Source organism: Streptomyces sp. NPDC107581, assembly GCF_055657175.1.
The window spans coordinates 322387-336776 of the sequence record NZ_JBVKBH010000008.1; the positions used below are offsets into that span (position 1 = coordinate 322387).

12 protein-coding genes and 1 riboswitch are annotated in these 14390 nt (G+C 70.5%); of the genes, 7 read left to right on the forward strand and 5 right to left on the reverse strand.

The features are described 5' to 3' along the window. The first annotated feature begins 75 nt into the window (after positions 1-75). The 6 genes from ACZ7P3_RS22815 to ACZ7P3_RS22840 all read left to right on the forward strand — a co-directional run bounded on the left by ACZ7P3_RS22815 (position 76) and on the right by ACZ7P3_RS22840 (position 7284). A complete protein-coding gene (locus ACZ7P3_RS22815) occupies positions 76-1386 on the forward strand; it encodes an HD-GYP domain-containing protein (protein ID WP_472084427.1) in 1311 nt (436 codons plus the stop codon). Next, positions 1383-2612, forward strand: a complete 1230-nt coding sequence (locus ACZ7P3_RS22820; protein ID WP_472084429.1) for an HD-GYP domain-containing protein — start codon at positions 1383-1385, stop codon at positions 2610-2612. Before ACZ7P3_RS22815 ends, ACZ7P3_RS22820 begins: the two co-directional genes overlap by 4 nt. 110 nt (positions 2613-2722) lie before the next feature. After that, the gene (locus tag ACZ7P3_RS22825; protein WP_472084431.1) at positions 2723-3727 is read left to right on the forward strand and encodes a tetratricopeptide repeat protein; all 1005 of its coding nucleotides are present in this window, start codon (positions 2723-2725) and stop codon (positions 3725-3727) included. 198 nt (positions 3728-3925) lie between these two features. Beyond that, entirely contained in the window at positions 3926-4576 is a 651-nt protein-coding gene (def, locus tag ACZ7P3_RS22830; RefSeq protein WP_472084433.1) for a peptide deformylase, read from the forward strand. 258 nt (positions 4577-4834) lie between these two features. Next, complete coding sequence (cyc1, locus tag ACZ7P3_RS22835; RefSeq protein ID WP_472084604.1) at positions 4835-5917, forward strand: epi-isozizaene synthase; 1083 nt, start codon at positions 4835-4837, stop codon at positions 5915-5917. Then, the gene (locus tag ACZ7P3_RS22840) at positions 5914-7284 is read left to right on the forward strand and encodes a bifunctional albaflavenone monooxygenase/terpene synthase (protein ID WP_472084435.1); all 1371 of its coding nucleotides are present in this window, start codon (positions 5914-5916) and stop codon (positions 7282-7284) included. Before cyc1 ends, ACZ7P3_RS22840 begins: the two co-directional genes overlap by 4 nt. A gap of 22 nt (positions 7285-7306) precedes the next feature. Here the strand turns inward: ACZ7P3_RS22840 and ACZ7P3_RS22845 are convergent, their stop codons facing one another. Beyond that, entirely contained in the window at positions 7307-8272 is a 966-nt protein-coding gene (locus ACZ7P3_RS22845; protein WP_472084437.1) for a helix-turn-helix domain-containing protein, read from the reverse strand. Between the two features lie 92 nt (positions 8273-8364). Between ACZ7P3_RS22845 and ACZ7P3_RS22850 the strand changes: the two genes are divergently transcribed. Beyond that, entirely contained in the window at positions 8365-8619 is a 255-nt protein-coding gene (locus tag ACZ7P3_RS22850) for a hypothetical protein (RefSeq protein WP_472084439.1), read from the forward strand. On the opposite strand, the gene ACZ7P3_RS22855 is transcribed toward ACZ7P3_RS22850, so the two are convergent. The 4 genes from ACZ7P3_RS22855 to ACZ7P3_RS22870 form a co-directional block, all read right to left on the reverse strand. Beyond that, positions 8532-9542 carry a ribonucleotide-diphosphate reductase subunit beta gene (locus tag ACZ7P3_RS22855; protein WP_472084441.1) on the reverse strand — a complete coding sequence of 337 codons (1011 nt, stop codon included), beginning with the start codon at positions 9540-9542 and terminating at the stop codon, positions 8532-8534. The two genes, ACZ7P3_RS22850 and ACZ7P3_RS22855, sit on opposite strands and share 88 nt — an antisense overlap. A gap of 56 nt (positions 9543-9598) precedes the next feature. After that, entirely contained in the window at positions 9599-11968 is a 2370-nt protein-coding gene (locus ACZ7P3_RS22860; RefSeq protein ID WP_472084443.1) for a ribonucleoside-diphosphate reductase subunit alpha, read from the reverse strand. 125 nt (positions 11969-12093) lie between these two features. Continuing rightward, positions 12094-12218: riboswitch (cobalamin riboswitch) on the reverse strand. A 258-nt stretch (positions 12219-12476) separates the two neighbouring features. Next, a complete protein-coding gene (gene mctP / locus ACZ7P3_RS22865; RefSeq protein ID WP_472084445.1) occupies positions 12477-14105 on the reverse strand; it encodes a monocarboxylate uptake permease MctP in 1629 nt (542 codons plus the stop codon). After that, positions 14102-14365: a DUF3311 domain-containing protein gene (locus ACZ7P3_RS22870; protein ID WP_472084447.1), complete on the reverse strand. Its 264-nt coding sequence runs from the start codon at positions 14363-14365 to the stop codon at positions 14102-14104. The genes mctP and ACZ7P3_RS22870 overlap by 4 nt, the downstream gene beginning before the upstream one ends. Positions 14366-14390: the final 25 nt, after the last annotated feature.

A 14390-nucleotide genomic window follows, 5' to 3' on the forward strand; every position in this document is an offset into this window, starting at 1 on the left:
TCATAGTGCTCCGTATCCGCCGAATGCCGCCCTAGGCTCCGTGCCTGGACAGGCACGGTCGGCGGGAGGGACGTGATGGAGGCGGTTCCGGCGCGGGCACGCGGTTATGTCGCCTGCGTCGCCCTGCTGGCCGTGCTCTGTGTCCTGCCCCTGCCGGCCATCCGCACGCCCTGGTGGGCGCTCGCCCTGCTCATCGCGCTGTACACGGCCTGTGAGCACGTCGTACGGCGTCGTCTGGGCGGCACCTTCTACCCCGTGCTGCTCGCCGGGGCGTTCCTGCTGCCCCCGCCCGCCGCCGCGCTCCTCCCGCTGCCGGCCGCGCTGTCGGCCCGTGCCGAGGACCGGCCCGGGTGGCCGCGCCGCGTCTGGCGGGCCGCCCAGCCCTCGCTCGCGGTGTGGGCCGCGGCCCGGGTGCACTGGGCACTGGGCGGCCGGGACGCGGTCGTGGGCTGCGACTTCCCCTACGCCCTCGTGCCCGCCGGGGCCGCCGTCCTGGCCTTCTGCCTGGTGCTGGCCGCGCTCGACGGCGGGATCCTCGCCGCGGCCGAGCACGTGCCGCTGCGCAGGGCCTGGCGCGGGCCGCTGTCCCGTTCGCTGGCGCCGGTCGCGGTGCACGGACTCGCCGGGCTGATGATGGCCGTGCTGTGGCGCAGCCCGTACGGACCCGTCGCGGCGCTCCTCGTGCTGCTGCCGATGTGCGTCTCCTGCTGGGTCTTCGCCCAGTACCACCGGGAGCGGGCCGCCCACCAGGCCACCATCCGTGCGCTGGTGCAGGCCGTCGACATCAAGGACGGCTACACCCGCGGCCACAGCGAGCGGGTCGGACAGGCCTCCGTGATGATCGCCCGTGAACTCGGCATGGACGAGGCGCGCATCGAGGTGCTGCGCTTCGCCGGCATCCTGCACGACGTCGGCAAGCTCGGCGTCCCCACCCGGCTGCTGCGCAAGGACGGCCCGCTCACCTCCGAGGAGCGGCGGATCATCGAGCTGCACCCCGAGTACGGCCACGAGATGGTCCGCGGGATCTCCTTCCTCGGCGAGGCCCGGGCGGCGATCCTGCACCACCACGAACGGCTCGACGGCAGCGGCTATCCGTACGGGCTGGCGGGCCATCAGATACCCGAGTGCGCACGGGTGGTGGCCGTCGCGGACGCCTTCGACGCGATGACCTCCACCCGCTCCTACAGCAGGGCCCGCCCCGTCGAGGTGGCGGTCGTCGAGCTGGAGCGGTGCGCGGGGACCCAGTTCGACCCGCGCATGGTCACGGCGCTCGCCCGGGCCCTCGGCCGCCACGGCTGGCACCCGGCCGTCACGGCCGACGAGACGCCCGACGGGATCCCGGACCAGCAGCCGGTCACCGGCACCCGCAGCGGGGCGCCCCGATGACCGCGCTGCGGCTCATCCACGGCTCCGCCGCCCTGGTCGCCGCCGCCTCCCTCACCGTCACCCTGTGGAGCGGTATCCATGAACGGGGCGTGGGGCTCGCCTTCGGCGTGCTCATAGCCGTCGGCGAGCTCACCCGTTGGAGCGGCGGCCAGGCGCGCCAGGCCGCGCCGCTGGGCACCGCCGGATCGCTGTCGTACGCCCTGCTGGGGGCCGACGCGGGGCAGCCCAGCCTGCACGACGCCCCCCAGGTCGTCACCGTCGTCCTCACCGCCTCGCTGTTGGGCGGCGTTCCGCACATCTGGTGCGGCCGGAGCCCCACCCTCGACCACCTCGCCCGCCGCCTGCTGAGCGTCGGCTTCGCCGCCGTCTGCTTCCAGCCCCTCTACAACAAGGGCGTGTTCGCGCAGTGGAACGGCCCCGCCTACGCCCTGCTGCTGGTCGCCCTCCTCGTGCTCACCGCCCTGTGCGACGCGGTCCTCGCCGCCGCCCTCGCCCACTCCCGCACCCGCTGGCCCTTCGGCCCGCTGCTGCGCGACGAACTGCGCGGGCTGCTCGGCATCGGGTCCGCCGTGTGCGCGACCGGCGCGGTGATGGCGCTCGCGGTCGCCGTCGTCGGACTGTGGGCGCTGCCGGTGTTCTGCCTGCCGCTGCTGCTCACCCAGCTGTCCGTGCGCCGCTACGCCGCCGTGCGCGCCACCTACCGGCAGACCATCGCCTCCCTCGCGCGGGCCACCGAGGTGGCCGGGTACACGCCCGCCGGCCATGCCCGCCGGGTCGCCGCGCTCAGCCTGGCCGTCGGCCGGGACCTGGGCCTGAGCGGAGCCGAACTGACCGTTCTGGAGTACGCGGCCCTCATGCACGACATCGGCCAGCTCAGCCTGGTCGACCCCGTCCCGGCCGGCGCCACCGCCGCCCTGCCCGTGCCGGAGCAGCGGCGCATCGCCCTGCTCGGCGGGGCCGTCGTGCGGCAGACCGGCGTGGACGCGGAGGTCGCCGTGGTCGTGGAGCGGCAGGCCGACCCCTGCCGGGACCAGCCGCGCGCCGCGCGCATCGTCCGCGCGGTGAACGCCTACGAGGAGAAGGCGCGCGACGCCGGTCCCGACGGGCCGCTCAGGGCGCTGGAGGAGCTGCGCCTGGCGACCGCCGGGGACTACGCTCCCGAGGTGGTGGAGTCGCTCGCCCGGGTTCTGTCCCGGGACTGTCTGACCTTGCCCGTGACGGGGTAACCCATGGGTAATGAGCGCCCTTCCCGGCGTACGTGGTTGGATGCGAGGGAGAGGGTGTCCGGGGGCACAAGCCAGCCCACTGAGCGGAACGGAACTGGCAGGCGGGAATCGTGAGGATCTTCGGCAAGGGACGGCACCGGCCCTCCGCCTCCTGGCGGCAGGCCACCGACCGGGCGTTCACACTCATCGGCGACGGCCGGTACGAGGACGCGGGCGAGCTGCTGACACGCGCCGCCGACCTGGAACCCTGGCTTTCGGAGTCCTGGTTCAACCTTGCCCTGCTGCACAAGTTCCGGCACGACTGGGAACAGGCCCGCGCCGCCGGACTGCGTGCGGTGGCCCTCCTCGACCGGGAGACCGGCGCCCCCGACTGGTGGAACGTCGGCATCGCCGCCACCGCCCTGCAGGACTGGCCGCTGGCCCGGCGCGCCTGGCAGGCCTACGGCCTCAAGGTGCCCGGGGGCTCCTCCCGGCCGAAGGGCGGGGCGGGCGGCGCTTCGGGCGAGCCGCTCGGCATGGAGCTGGGCAGCGCGGCCGTACGGCTCTCCCCGGAGGGGGAGGCCGAGGTCGTGTGGGGCCGCAGGCTGGACCCGGCCCGCATCGAGGTGCTGTCCATTCCGCTGCCCTCCTCCGGGCGGCGCTGGGGCGAGGTCGTGCTGCACGACGGCGTCCCGCACGGCGAGCGCACGACGTCCGCCGGGCACTCCTACCCGGTCTTCGACGAGATCGAGCTGTGGGCGCCCTCGCCGGTGCCCACCTGGGTGGTCCTGCTGGAGGCGGCCACCGAGGCCGACCGTGACGCGCTGGAGCAGCTGGCCGCCGACGCGGGGTTCGCCGCGGAGGACTGGTCGTCGTCGGTGCGGCTGCTGTGCCGGATGTGTTCGGAGTCCCGTATGCCCTCCGACGAGGGTGAGGGGGTGCATCTGGATCCGCACGACCACAGTGAGCCCGGGCACCCCGGGCCTCTGGGGCACCGGACGGACGGGCAGCTGTGGGTGCCGGAGCGGGAGTGCGGCGTCGCGGCGCCGCCTTCGCTCGTGCGGGGACTGCTGGACGGATGGGTCGCGGACAGCCCCGATTCCCGGGACTGGCGGGACCTGGAAGAGGTCTGTTGACGCCCTCGGGCAGCCGAGCGCCGTCGTGGCCGGTCGCGCCCGCACGGCGGAGCCGCACACCGGCAGCACTGCGGAGCCGTACGCGGGCCGGGCGGCGGAGCCGCACATCGGTACTGTCCCGCGCCCCCGCAGGGCGCTGCACGTACCCTGTAACAGCATTCACAACCAGGTTTTTGTGCAGGAAGGCTTACGTCGGTCATGGCGCAGCAGGACACCGATCAGCAGCACGTGGGCGTGCTCCCCGTCGACGACGAGGGGTATGTCGTCGACACGGAGGACTGCGAGGAGCGCGAGCAGGCCTGGCGCGAGCGCGGCACCTCGCGGCCGATCACGGTCGTCGGCAACCCGGTGCTGCACAAGGAGTGCAAGGACGTCACCGAGTTCGGCGAGGAGCTGCAGAAGCTGGTCGCGGACATGTTCGCCAGCCAGCGCACCGCCGAGGGCGTGGGCCTGGCCGCCAACCAGATCGGTGTCGACCTGAAGGTCTTCGTCTACGACTGCCCGGACGACGAGGGCGTCCGCCACGCCGGCGTGGTCTGCAACCCCAAGCTGGTCGACCTGCCCGCCGACCGGCGCCGTCTCGACGACAGCAACGAGGGCTGCCTCTCCGTCCCCACGGCCTATGCGCCGCTCGCGCGTCCCGACTACGCCGAGGTGACCGGCCAGGACGAGAAGGGCAACCCGATCAAGGTCCGCGGCACCGGATACTTCGCACGGTGTTTGCAGCACGAGACCGATCACCTCTACGGCTACCTGTACATCGACCGCCTGTCCAAGCGCGACCGCAAGGACGCCCTGCGGCAGATGGCCGAGAACGAGCCACGCTACGCGGTGGTCGCCAACGACTGAGGCCTTCGGTCGAGAGGCACGGCGACCCTGCGGGAGCAGCCATGACGCCCGCTACGACGCCCGGCCGGGATCTGTCCCGGCCGGGCGTCGTTCGTTTGTTCGTCGTAAGAATCCCGGCATCTTGGGGTGGTGAGTGAAGCAAATCCGTTCCCATAACGGTCAGTTGTGGTGCTGAATGGGAAGGGCGGGGATCCCAGGCGCACGCCCGGCACGGATCGGGAGGGGTGTGCGCTCCTGGCGGCTGAGAGGGGACTGTTCGTGCACGCTTTCTCACACGGCACCACATCGTCGACCGCGGTCGCAGTACCGCCGTCTCTCGCCCTCCCGGTGATCGAGGACTTGTTTCCCCGACAACTCCACCCGTATTGGCCAAAGCTCCAGGAGAAGACCAGGCAGTGGCTCCTGGAAAAACGGCTGATGCCGGCGGACAAGGTGCGGGAATATGCCGACGGACTTTGCTACACCGACCTCATGGCGGGGTACTACACCAGTGCCCCCGACGAGGTCCTGCAGGCCATAGCGGACTACAGCGCCTGGTTCTTCGTCTGGGACGACCGCCACGACCGTGACAGGGTGCACGGCAGGGCGGCCGACTGGCGGCGGCTCAGGTACCGTCTGCACGCGGCCCTCGACGCACCCCGGCACCACCTGCACCACCCGGACCCCCTGGTCGCGGCCTTCGCGGACAGCGTGCTGCGGCTGTACTCGTTCCTGTCGCCCGCATGGAACCGGCGGTTCGCCCGGCACTTCCACGAAGTGATCGAGGCCTACGACCGAGAGTTCCGCAACCGGACCACGGGGTATGTCCCGAAGGTCGAGGAATACCTCGCCCTCAGGCGGCTCACCTTCGCGCACTGGATATGGACGGACCTGCTGGAGCCGAGCGCCGGGTGTGAACTCCCGGACGCGGTAAGGAAACATCCGGCATATCGCCGTCCGGCGCTGCTCAGTCAGGAATTCGCCGCCTGGTACAACGACCTCTGCTCACTGCCGAAGGAAATAGCGGGCGATGAGGTGCACAATCTCGGAATCAGTCTCATCACTCATGAGGCGCTGACTCTCGAAGAGTCCGTGGACGAAGTGAGGCGGCGCGTCGAGAAGTGCATCCGTGAATTCCTCGAAGCAGAGCAGGACGCCCTGCGATTCGCCGACGAACTCGCCGACGGCACCACCGAGGGAAAGGAATTGAGTGCCGCCGTGTGTGCCTGCGTCGGCTCCATGCGGAACTGGTTCAGTTCCGTCTACTGGTTCCACCACGAGTCCGGCCGGTACATGGTCGACAGCTGGGACGACCGGTCCACGCCCCCGTACGTCAACAACGAAGCGGCAGGTGAGAAATGACCGTCGAGTCTGTGAGGCCCGCGGCCCCCGAGAGCACCGCACTGCGCGAACCGCCCCTCGCCGGCGGCGCCGTCCCGGTCCTCGGCCACGGCCTGAAACTGGTCCGCGACCCGCTCGCCTTCATGTCCGGGCTGCGCGCGCACGGCGACGTCGTGCGCCTGAAGCTCGGCCCCAAGACGGTGTACGCCGTCACCGCACCGGCGCTCACCGGCGCACTCGCGCTCAGCCCCGACTACAAGATCGACGGCCCGCTGTGGGAGTCCCTCGAAGGCCTGCTCGGCAAGGAGGGCGTGGCCACCGCCAACGGCCCCCGGCACCGCCGCCAGCGGCGCACGATCCAGCCCGCCTTCCGGCTCGACGCGATCCCCGCGTACGGGCCGATCATGGAGGAGGAGGCGCATGCGCTGACCGGGCGCTGGCAGCCCGGCGAGACCATCGACTGCACCTCGGAGTCGTTCCGGGTCGCCGTGCGCATCGCCGCCCGCTGCCTGCTGCGCGGCGACTACATGGACGAGCGCGCCGAGCGGCTGAGCACCGACCTCGCCACCGTCTTCCGCGGTATGTACCGCAGGATGGTCGTCCCGCTCGGGCCCTTGTACCGGCTGCCCTTCCCGGCGAACCGTGAATTCAACCGGGCACTGGCCGATTTGCATCTGCTGGTCGACGAGATCGTCGCCGAGCGCAGGGCATCTGGTCAAAAGCCGGACGATTTGCTGACGGCATTGCTGGAGGCGAAGGACGACAATGGCGACCCCATCGGGGAACAGGAGATCCACGACCAGGTGGTCGCGATAGTTACCCCAGGCAGCGAAACAGTCGCCTCCACGATCATGTGGCTGCTCCAGGTCCTCGCGGAACATCCGGAACACGCCGAGAAGGTGCGTGCCGAGGTCGAATCCGTGACCGGTGGCCGGCCCGTTGGATTCGGGGACGTCCGGGCGCTCAGGCACACCAACAATGTCGTCGTCGAGGCCATGCGGCTGCGGCCGGCCGTATGGATATTGACGCGGCGCGCGGTGACCGACACCGTGCTCGGCGGCTATCGCATTCCGGCCGGGGCGGACATCGTCTACAGCCCTTACGCCATCCAGCGCGACGGCCGTTCCTACGACGGCCACCTCGACTTCGACCCGGACCGCTGGCTGCCCGAGCGGGCCAAGGACGTGCCGAAGTACGCCATGAGCCCCTTCAGCGTCGGCAACCGCAAGTGCCCCAGCGACCACTTCTCCATGGCCCAGCTGAGCCTGATCACCGCGGCGATCTCGGCGAAGTACCGCTTCGAGCAGGTCAGCGGGTCGAACGACAGCACGCGCGTGGGTATCACGCTCCGGCCCCAACGGCTGCTGCTCAGGCCGCGGACCTGGTAGGCCCCCTGGTACCGGCGCGCGCTCAGGCGGCCTGCGGGGCCCTGAACGCGCGCCGGTAGGCGTTGGGGGTCGTGCTCAGGGCACGGACGAACTGGTGGCGCAGCGCCGCCGCGGTACCGAACCCGGTGCGCGAGGCGATCGCGTCCACGGTCTCGTCCGTGCCCTCCAGCAACTCCTGTGCCAGCAGCACCCGTTGGCGCAGGATCCAGCGGTAGGGGGTCGTCCCCGTCTCCTGCTGGAAGCGGCGGGCGAAGGTGCGCGGCGCCATATGGGCGCGGGCGGCGAGCTGCTCGACGGTGACGTCCCGGTCGAGGTGCTCCTCCATCCACACCAGCACCTCGCCGACCGTGTCGCACGGGGCCCTGGGCAGCGGCCGCTCGATGTACTGCGCCTGTCCGCCGTCCCGGTGCGGCGGCACCACCATGCGCCGGGCGATCTTGTTGGCGACCTCCGGGCCCTGCTCCTTGCGCACGATGTGCAGGCAGGCGTCGATGCCGGCCGCGGTGCCGGCGGAGGTGATCACCGGGTCCTCGTCGACGTAGAGGACGTCCGGCTCGATGACCGCCCGGGGATTGCGCAGCGCCAGCTCCCGGGCCTGACGCCAGTGCACGCTGCACCGCCGTCCGTCGAGCAGCCCGGCCGCGCCGAGCACGAAGACCCCGGAGCACACGCTGAGTACGCGCGTGCCCCGCTCGACCGCCCGCACCAGGGCGTCGAGCAGCGCGGGCGGATACTCCCGGGAGACGTAGTCGCTCCCGGCCGGCACCGCGATCAGGTCGGCCTCCTCCAGCCGCTCCAGACCGTACGGCGTCGACACGGTGAGCCCGCCGACATGGGTGCTGAGCGCCTCACCCTCCGCCGAGACCACGGCGAAGTCGTACACCGGCAGGCCCTCGTCGCTGCGGTCGATGCCGAACACCTCGCACACCACACCCAGCTCGAAGGGGTGCACCCCGTCCAGCAGCACGGCCGCCACATTCGTCAGCATGGGACCAGTGTGCCTCGGCGGTGGCAGTAAATCGAGGGTGTACGGCAGTCCTGCCACTCCCGGTCAGGAGCGTCCGGCGCGACAGTGGTGACATGAACGGAAACCAGATCGAAGGCCTGATCGGAATGCTCGCCACGCTCGGAATCCTGGTCCTCCTGGTCCTCCCGTCCGTGCTCGGGATCGTGCGCGACAGGCGCATCGACCGGCAGCTGAGGGAGGCCCAGGAGAACCGCGGAGCCGACCAGCGGGAGAAGGAGACTCAGAAGTCCTCGTCCAGGTCCACGGTGCCCTCCACCGCGACCTGGTACGCCGACGGGCGGCGCTCGAAGAAGTTCGTCAGCTCCTGAACACCCTGGAGCTCCATGAAGGAGAAGGGGTTCTCCGAGCCGTACACCGGGGCGAAGCCGAGGCGCGTCAGGCGCTGGTCGGCGACGCACTCCAGGTACTGCCGCATCGACTCGGTGTTCATGCCCGGCAGGCCGTCACCGCACAGGTCGCGCGCGAACTGCAGCTCGGCCTCGACGGCCTCCGCGAGCATGTCGGTGACCTGCTGCTGCAGCTCGTCGTCGAAGAGGTCCGGCTCCTCCTTGCGGACGGTGTCGACCACGTCGAAGGCGAAGGACATGTGCATCGTCTCGTCGCGGAACACCCAGTTGGTGCCGGTCGCGAGACCGTGCAGCAGGCCCCGGCTGCGGAACCAGTAGACGTACGCGAAGGCGCCGTAGAAGAACAGGCCCTCGATGCACGCGGCGAAGCAGATGAGGTTGAGCAGGAAGCGCCGGCGGTCCGCCTTGGACTCCAGGCGGTCCAGCTTCTCGACCTCGTTGATCCACTTGAAGCAGAACCCGGCCTTCTCGCGGATGGAGGGGATGTTCTCCACCGCGTCGAAGGCGGCCGCCCGGTCGTCCGGGTCGGGCAGGTAGGTGTCCAGCAGCGTCAGATAGAACTGGACGTGGACGGCCTCCTCGAAGAGCTGACGGCTCAGGTACAGCCGCGCCTCGGGGGAGTTGATGTGCTTGTACAGCGTCAGCACCAGGTTGTTCGCGACGATCGAGTCGCCCGTCGCGAAGAAGGCCACCAGGCGGCCGATCAGGTGCTGCTCCTCCGGAGACAGCTTCGCGAGGTCGGCCACGTCCGAGTGGAGGTCGACCTCCTCCACGGTCCAGGTGTTCTTGATGGCGTCCCGGTAGCGCTCGTAGAAGTCGGGGTAGCGCATCGGACGGAGCGTCAGCTCGAAGCCGGGGTCGAGCAGGTTGGTGTTACGAGTCATTTCTGTCGGCGCGGAGCGCCGTCCTCCAGGGGTGACGGTCGGGGGGCGGGCGGGAATTACTGGCAGGCCTCGCAGGACTCGGGGTTCTCCAGGGAGCAGGCGACGGCGTCGGGGTCGGCCGCCTGCTGGACGGGGATGGTCGCCTGGGCCTGTGCGGCGCGGGCGATCCGGGTCGCGGGGCGCGAGCGCAGGTAGTACGTCGTCTTCAGGCCCGACTTCCAGGCGTACGCGTACATCGAGGAGAGCTTGCCGATGGTCGGCGTCTCCAGGAACAGGTTCAGGGACTGCGACTGGTCCAGGAACGGCGTACGGGCCGCGGCCATGTCGATCAGGCCGCGCTGCGGGATCTCCCACGCCGTGCGGTACAGCGCCCGCACATCGGCCGGGATCCACACGAAGTCCTGCACGGAGCCGTTGGACTCGCGCAGCGCCTCACGGGTCCGCGCGTCCCAGACGCCCAGCTCCTTCAGGTCCTGCACCAGGTACGAGTTGACCTGCAGGAACTCACCGGACAGGGTCTCGCGCTTGAACAGATTGGAGACCTGCGGCTCGATGCACTCGTACACGCCCGCGATGGAGGCGATGGTCGCGGTCGGGGCGATCGCGAGGAGCAGCGAGTTGCGCATGCCGACCGAGGCGATCCGCTCGCGCAGGGCCGCCCAGCGCTCGGGCCAGTTCAGCTCGGCGTCGTAGTGGTCGGGGTGCAGCACACCCTGCGCCGTACGGGTCTTCTCCCAGGCGGGCAGCGGGCCGTTGCGCTCGGCGAGGTCGGCGGAGGCCTCGTACGCGGCGAGCATGATGCGCTCGGCGATCCGCGTGGACAGGGCCTTGGCCTCGGGGGAGTCGAAGGGCAGGCGCAGCTTGAAGAAGACGTCCTGCAGCCCCATCGCGCCCAGGCCCACCGGACGCCACCTGGCGTTGGAGCGGCCCGCCTGCTCGGTCGGGTAGAAGTTGATGTCGACCACGCGGTCCAGGAAGGTGACGGCCGTGCGGACCGTCTCGTCCAGGCGCTTCCAGTCGATGTCCCCGTCGCCCACGAAGGCGCCGAGGTTGACCGAGCCCAGGTTGCAGACCGCCGTCTCCCCGTCGTCCGTGACCTCCAGGATCTCCGTGCAGAGGTTGGAGGAGTGGACGACATGGCCCGCGGTCGCCGTCTGGTTGGCGGTCCGGTTGGCGGCGTCCTTGAAGGTCATCCAGCCGTTGCCGGTCTGCGCGAGGGTACGCATCATGCGGCCGTACAGATCGCGGGCCGGGATCGTCTTCTTCGCGAGCCCCGCGGCCTCCGCCCTGCGGTAGGCGGCGTCGAACTCCGCGCCCCACAGGTCGACCAGCTCCGGCACGTCGGCCGGGGAGAACAGCGACCACTGCGCGTCGGCGTTGACCCGGCGCATGAACTCGTCCGGGATCCAGTGCGCGAGGTTCAGGTTGTGCGTACGGCGGGCGTCCTCACCGGTGTTGTCCCGCAGCTCCAGGAACTCCTCGATGTCGGAGTGCCAGGTCTCCAGGTACACGGCCGCGGCACCCTTGCGCCGGCCGCCCTGGTTCACCGCGGCCACCGAGGCGTCCAGGGTCTTCAGGAACGGGACGATGCCGTTGGAGTGCCCGTTGGTGCCGCGGATCAGCGAACCGCGGCTGCGGATGCGGGAGTACGACAGACCGATGCCGCCGGCGTGCTTCGAGAGGCGGGCGACCTGGTGGTAGCGGTCGTAGATGGAGTCCAGCTCGTCCAGCGGGGAGTCCAGCAGATAGCAGGACGACATCTGCGGGTGGCGCGTGCCGGAGTTGAAGAGCGTGGGGGAGGAGGGCAGGTAGTCGAGTCGGCTCATGAGCCCGTAGAGCGCGGCGACCTCGTCCACGGCGTGGCTGCTGTCGTCCTCGGCGAGGCCCGCGGCGACGCGCAGCATGAAGTGCTGGGGCGTCTCGATCACCTGGCGGGTGATCGGGTGGCGCAGCAGATAGCGGCTGTGCAGGGTGCGCAGGCCGAAGTAGCCGAAGCGGTCGTCGGCGGTCCGGTCGATCAGGGAGTCCAGCCGGGCGGCGTGCAGCCGGACGAACTCCGCGGTCCGGTCGGCGACGAGACCCTCGCGGTGGCCCACGGTCACGGACTCGGTGAAGGACGTCACACCCTGCGAGGCGGCCTCCGCGCGGATGGAGAGGGTCAGCAGCCGGGCGGCCAGCCGGGAGTAGGCGGGGTCCTCGGAGATGAGGCCGGCGGCCGCCTCCGTGGCCAGCTCGCGCAACTCCGCCTCGTCGGCCCGGGCGGACCGGCCGCGCAGCGCGGCCGCGGCGACCCGGCCGGGGTCGGCGTCGGGGAGGTCGGCGGTCAGCTCGGTCAGGGTCCGCAGCAGTGCGGTACCGGGACCGTCGGTCTCCACCGCTTCGGTCGCCTGGATGACTGAAGCCGGGTCGGCTGGCGCGATGGTCACGTGGGGCTCTCCCTCGCTCGGCACGGGGCCTTGCGGAGGGCAGGGGGCAGCACGAGCGCGCACGGCGTCGCGTCCACCCGCCCACTCCACGAGGCCCGGACGTCTCAAGGCACCCGGACCGGACGGTCGGGCGCGCGCTGTCGGCAGGTCCTCGGACTGACACAGGCGTGCGGATGCACGCAAGTACACCGTTGCGGGACAGTTCCGGATTCGCACCGGATTCCCCTGCGACGACAGCGAGGATGAGCATACATCTAGTGCCGGGCTGTCACGTCACCCCCAGATGTTGTGTCGCCGTGGCTTCAGAGGGTCAACTCGCAGATGAGGAGAGTGATGTCGTCCAGGTGGGGCGCGGTTCCGGTCCCGTGCGGGTGTGCGAACGCGGGCACGGAACAGCGGGCCGCCGTGATGGTGGGCTCTCGGCGGCCCGCTGCAGGTTGTTCCGTGGCCGTCCGCGTCGGCGTGCGGCGCCCCCGCACGCCGACGCGGCCCCGCGCCCCCGGGTGCTTCAGTGGGCGCTTCCTGCGGTCGCGGGCGGAAGCTCGGCCCGGACCCCCGGCTCGCCCGCGTCGGCCGTGTAGTCCTCCGGGCGGGTCTGGTCGAGGCCCTCGGGGGCCTTCACGGCCTTCAGGACGACGGTCAGGACCACGGTGACCACCACGTTCATCACGAACGCGGTCAGGCCGATGTAGCCGATCTCACCGATGCCCGGGATGTCCTTGGCGCTGCCGCCGAAGTGCTTCTGGGTCGGGGAGGCGACCCCGTAGGCGGCGACCGTGCCGTACACCATGCCGACCGCCCAGCCGGCCAGCAGCGCCCAGCGGTGGAACCAGCGGGTGAACAGGCCGCCGACCAGCGCCGGGAAGGTCTGCAGGATCCAGATGCCGCCCAGCAGCTGGAAGTTGATGGCGACCGTTTTGTCCATGGTCAGGACGAAGACCAGCGCGCCGACCTTCACCAGCAGCGACACGAACTTGGAGACCTGGGCCTCCTGCTTCGGCGTGGCGTCCGGCTTGATGAAGTCCTTGTAGATGTTGCGGGTGAAGAGGTTCGCCGCCGCGATGGACATGATGGCCGCGGGCACGAGGGCGCCGATACCGATCGCCGCGAAGGCCACGCCCGCGAACCAGTCCGGGAACATGTCCTCGAACAGCTGTGGGATCGCCAGCTGCCCGTTGGTGACCTTCACCCCGGCCGCGATCGCCATGAACCCGAGGAGGGCCAGCAGGCCCAGCATCAGCGAGTACAGCGGCAGGATCGTGGTGTTGCGCCGGATCACCTCACGGCTCCTGGACGACAGCGTCGCGGTGATCGAGTGCGGGTACATGAACAGGGCGAGCGCCGAGCCGAGCGCCAGCGTGGCGTACGTCCACTGGCCCGCCTCCGGCGGGGCGAGCGCGCCGCGTGGCTTGCCCGTGGCCGGGTTGACCTGGCTGAAGGCGTGGCCGGCCTTGGCGAAGATGTCGTCGAACCCGCCGAGCTTCATCGGGATGTAGATGATCGCCACCGCGATCACGATGTAGATCAGCGCGTCCTTGACGAACGCGATCAGCGCGGGGGCACGCAGGCCCGAGGAGTAGGTGTAGGCCGCCAGCACGCCGAAGGCGATGAGCAGCGGCAGGTCCTTCACGAACCAGTTGGTGTTCTCCCCGCCGCCCACGCCCATCACGTCCAGCACCGCCTGGATGCCGACGAGCTGGAGCGCGATGTACGGCATCGTCGCGAGGATGCCGGTCAGCGCCACGGCCAGCGACAGGCCCTTGGAGCCGAACCGGCCGCGCACGAAGTCGGAGGTCGTCACATAGCCGTGCTTGTGGGACACCGACCACAGGCGCGGCAGGAACGTGAAGATCAGCGGGTAGACCAGGATCGTGTACGGCACCGCGAAGAAGCCGGCCGCGCCCGCCGAGTAGATCGCCGCCGGCACGGCGACGAAGGTGTACGCCGTGTACAGGTCGCCGCCGAGCAGGAACCAGGTGATCCAGGTGCCGAACGATCGTCCGCCCAGGCCCCACTCGTCCAGGGAGTGCTCGTTGTCGGCCCTGCGCCAGCGGGCGGCCAGGAAGCCCATGACCGTGACGGCCAGGAAGAAGAAGATGAAGACGCCGAGCGCGACGCCGTTGACGCCGGTCTTCACTTCGCCGCACCCCCGTTCGCGCCCTCGCGGGAGCGCTGGTCACGCCGCCACAGCTGGTAGGCCACCACCGTGAGCACGGTGGAGAGCGGCACCCACAGCATCTGGTACCAGTAGAAGAACGGGATGCCTATGAAGGCCGGGTCCGTCTTGGCGTACGAGCCGACCCACAGCATCGCCACGAAGGGTGCGACGAGACACAGGCCGATGATCACGCGAACCGGTGTCACGACCGGTGGTCTCACTTCAGGCGTTTCGGACATCCCACGGCTCCGTCCCCTCGCTGAT

Excerpts from the sequence above, each read along its gene's own strand:
- ACZ7P3_RS22815 (WP_472084427.1), top strand. The coding sequence starts at position 76 with ATGGAGGCGGTTCCGGCGCGGGCACGCGGTTATGTCGCCTGCGTCGCC.
- ACZ7P3_RS22820 (WP_472084429.1), top strand. The coding sequence starts at position 1,383 with ATGACCGCGCTGCGGCTCATCCACGGCTCCGCCGCCCTGGTCGCCGCC.
- def (WP_472084433.1), top strand. The coding sequence starts at position 3,926 with ATGGCGCAGCAGGACACCGATCAGCAGCACGTGGGCGTGCTCCCCGTC.
- ACZ7P3_RS22840 (WP_472084435.1), top strand. The coding sequence starts at position 5,914 with ATGACCGTCGAGTCTGTGAGGCCCGCGGCCCCCGAGAGCACCGCACTG.
- ACZ7P3_RS22845 (WP_472084437.1), bottom strand. The coding sequence starts at position 8,272 with ATGCTGACGAATGTGGCGGCCGTGCTGCTGGACGGGGTGCACCCCTTC.
- ACZ7P3_RS22850 (WP_472084439.1), top strand. The coding sequence starts at position 8,365 with ATGAACGGAAACCAGATCGAAGGCCTGATCGGAATGCTCGCCACGCTC.
- ACZ7P3_RS22855 (WP_472084441.1), bottom strand. The coding sequence starts at position 9,542 with ATGACTCGTAACACCAACCTGCTCGACCCCGGCTTCGAGCTGACGCTC.
- ACZ7P3_RS22870 (WP_472084447.1), bottom strand. The coding sequence starts at position 14,365 with ATGTCCGAAACGCCTGAAGTGAGACCACCGGTCGTGACACCGGTTCGC.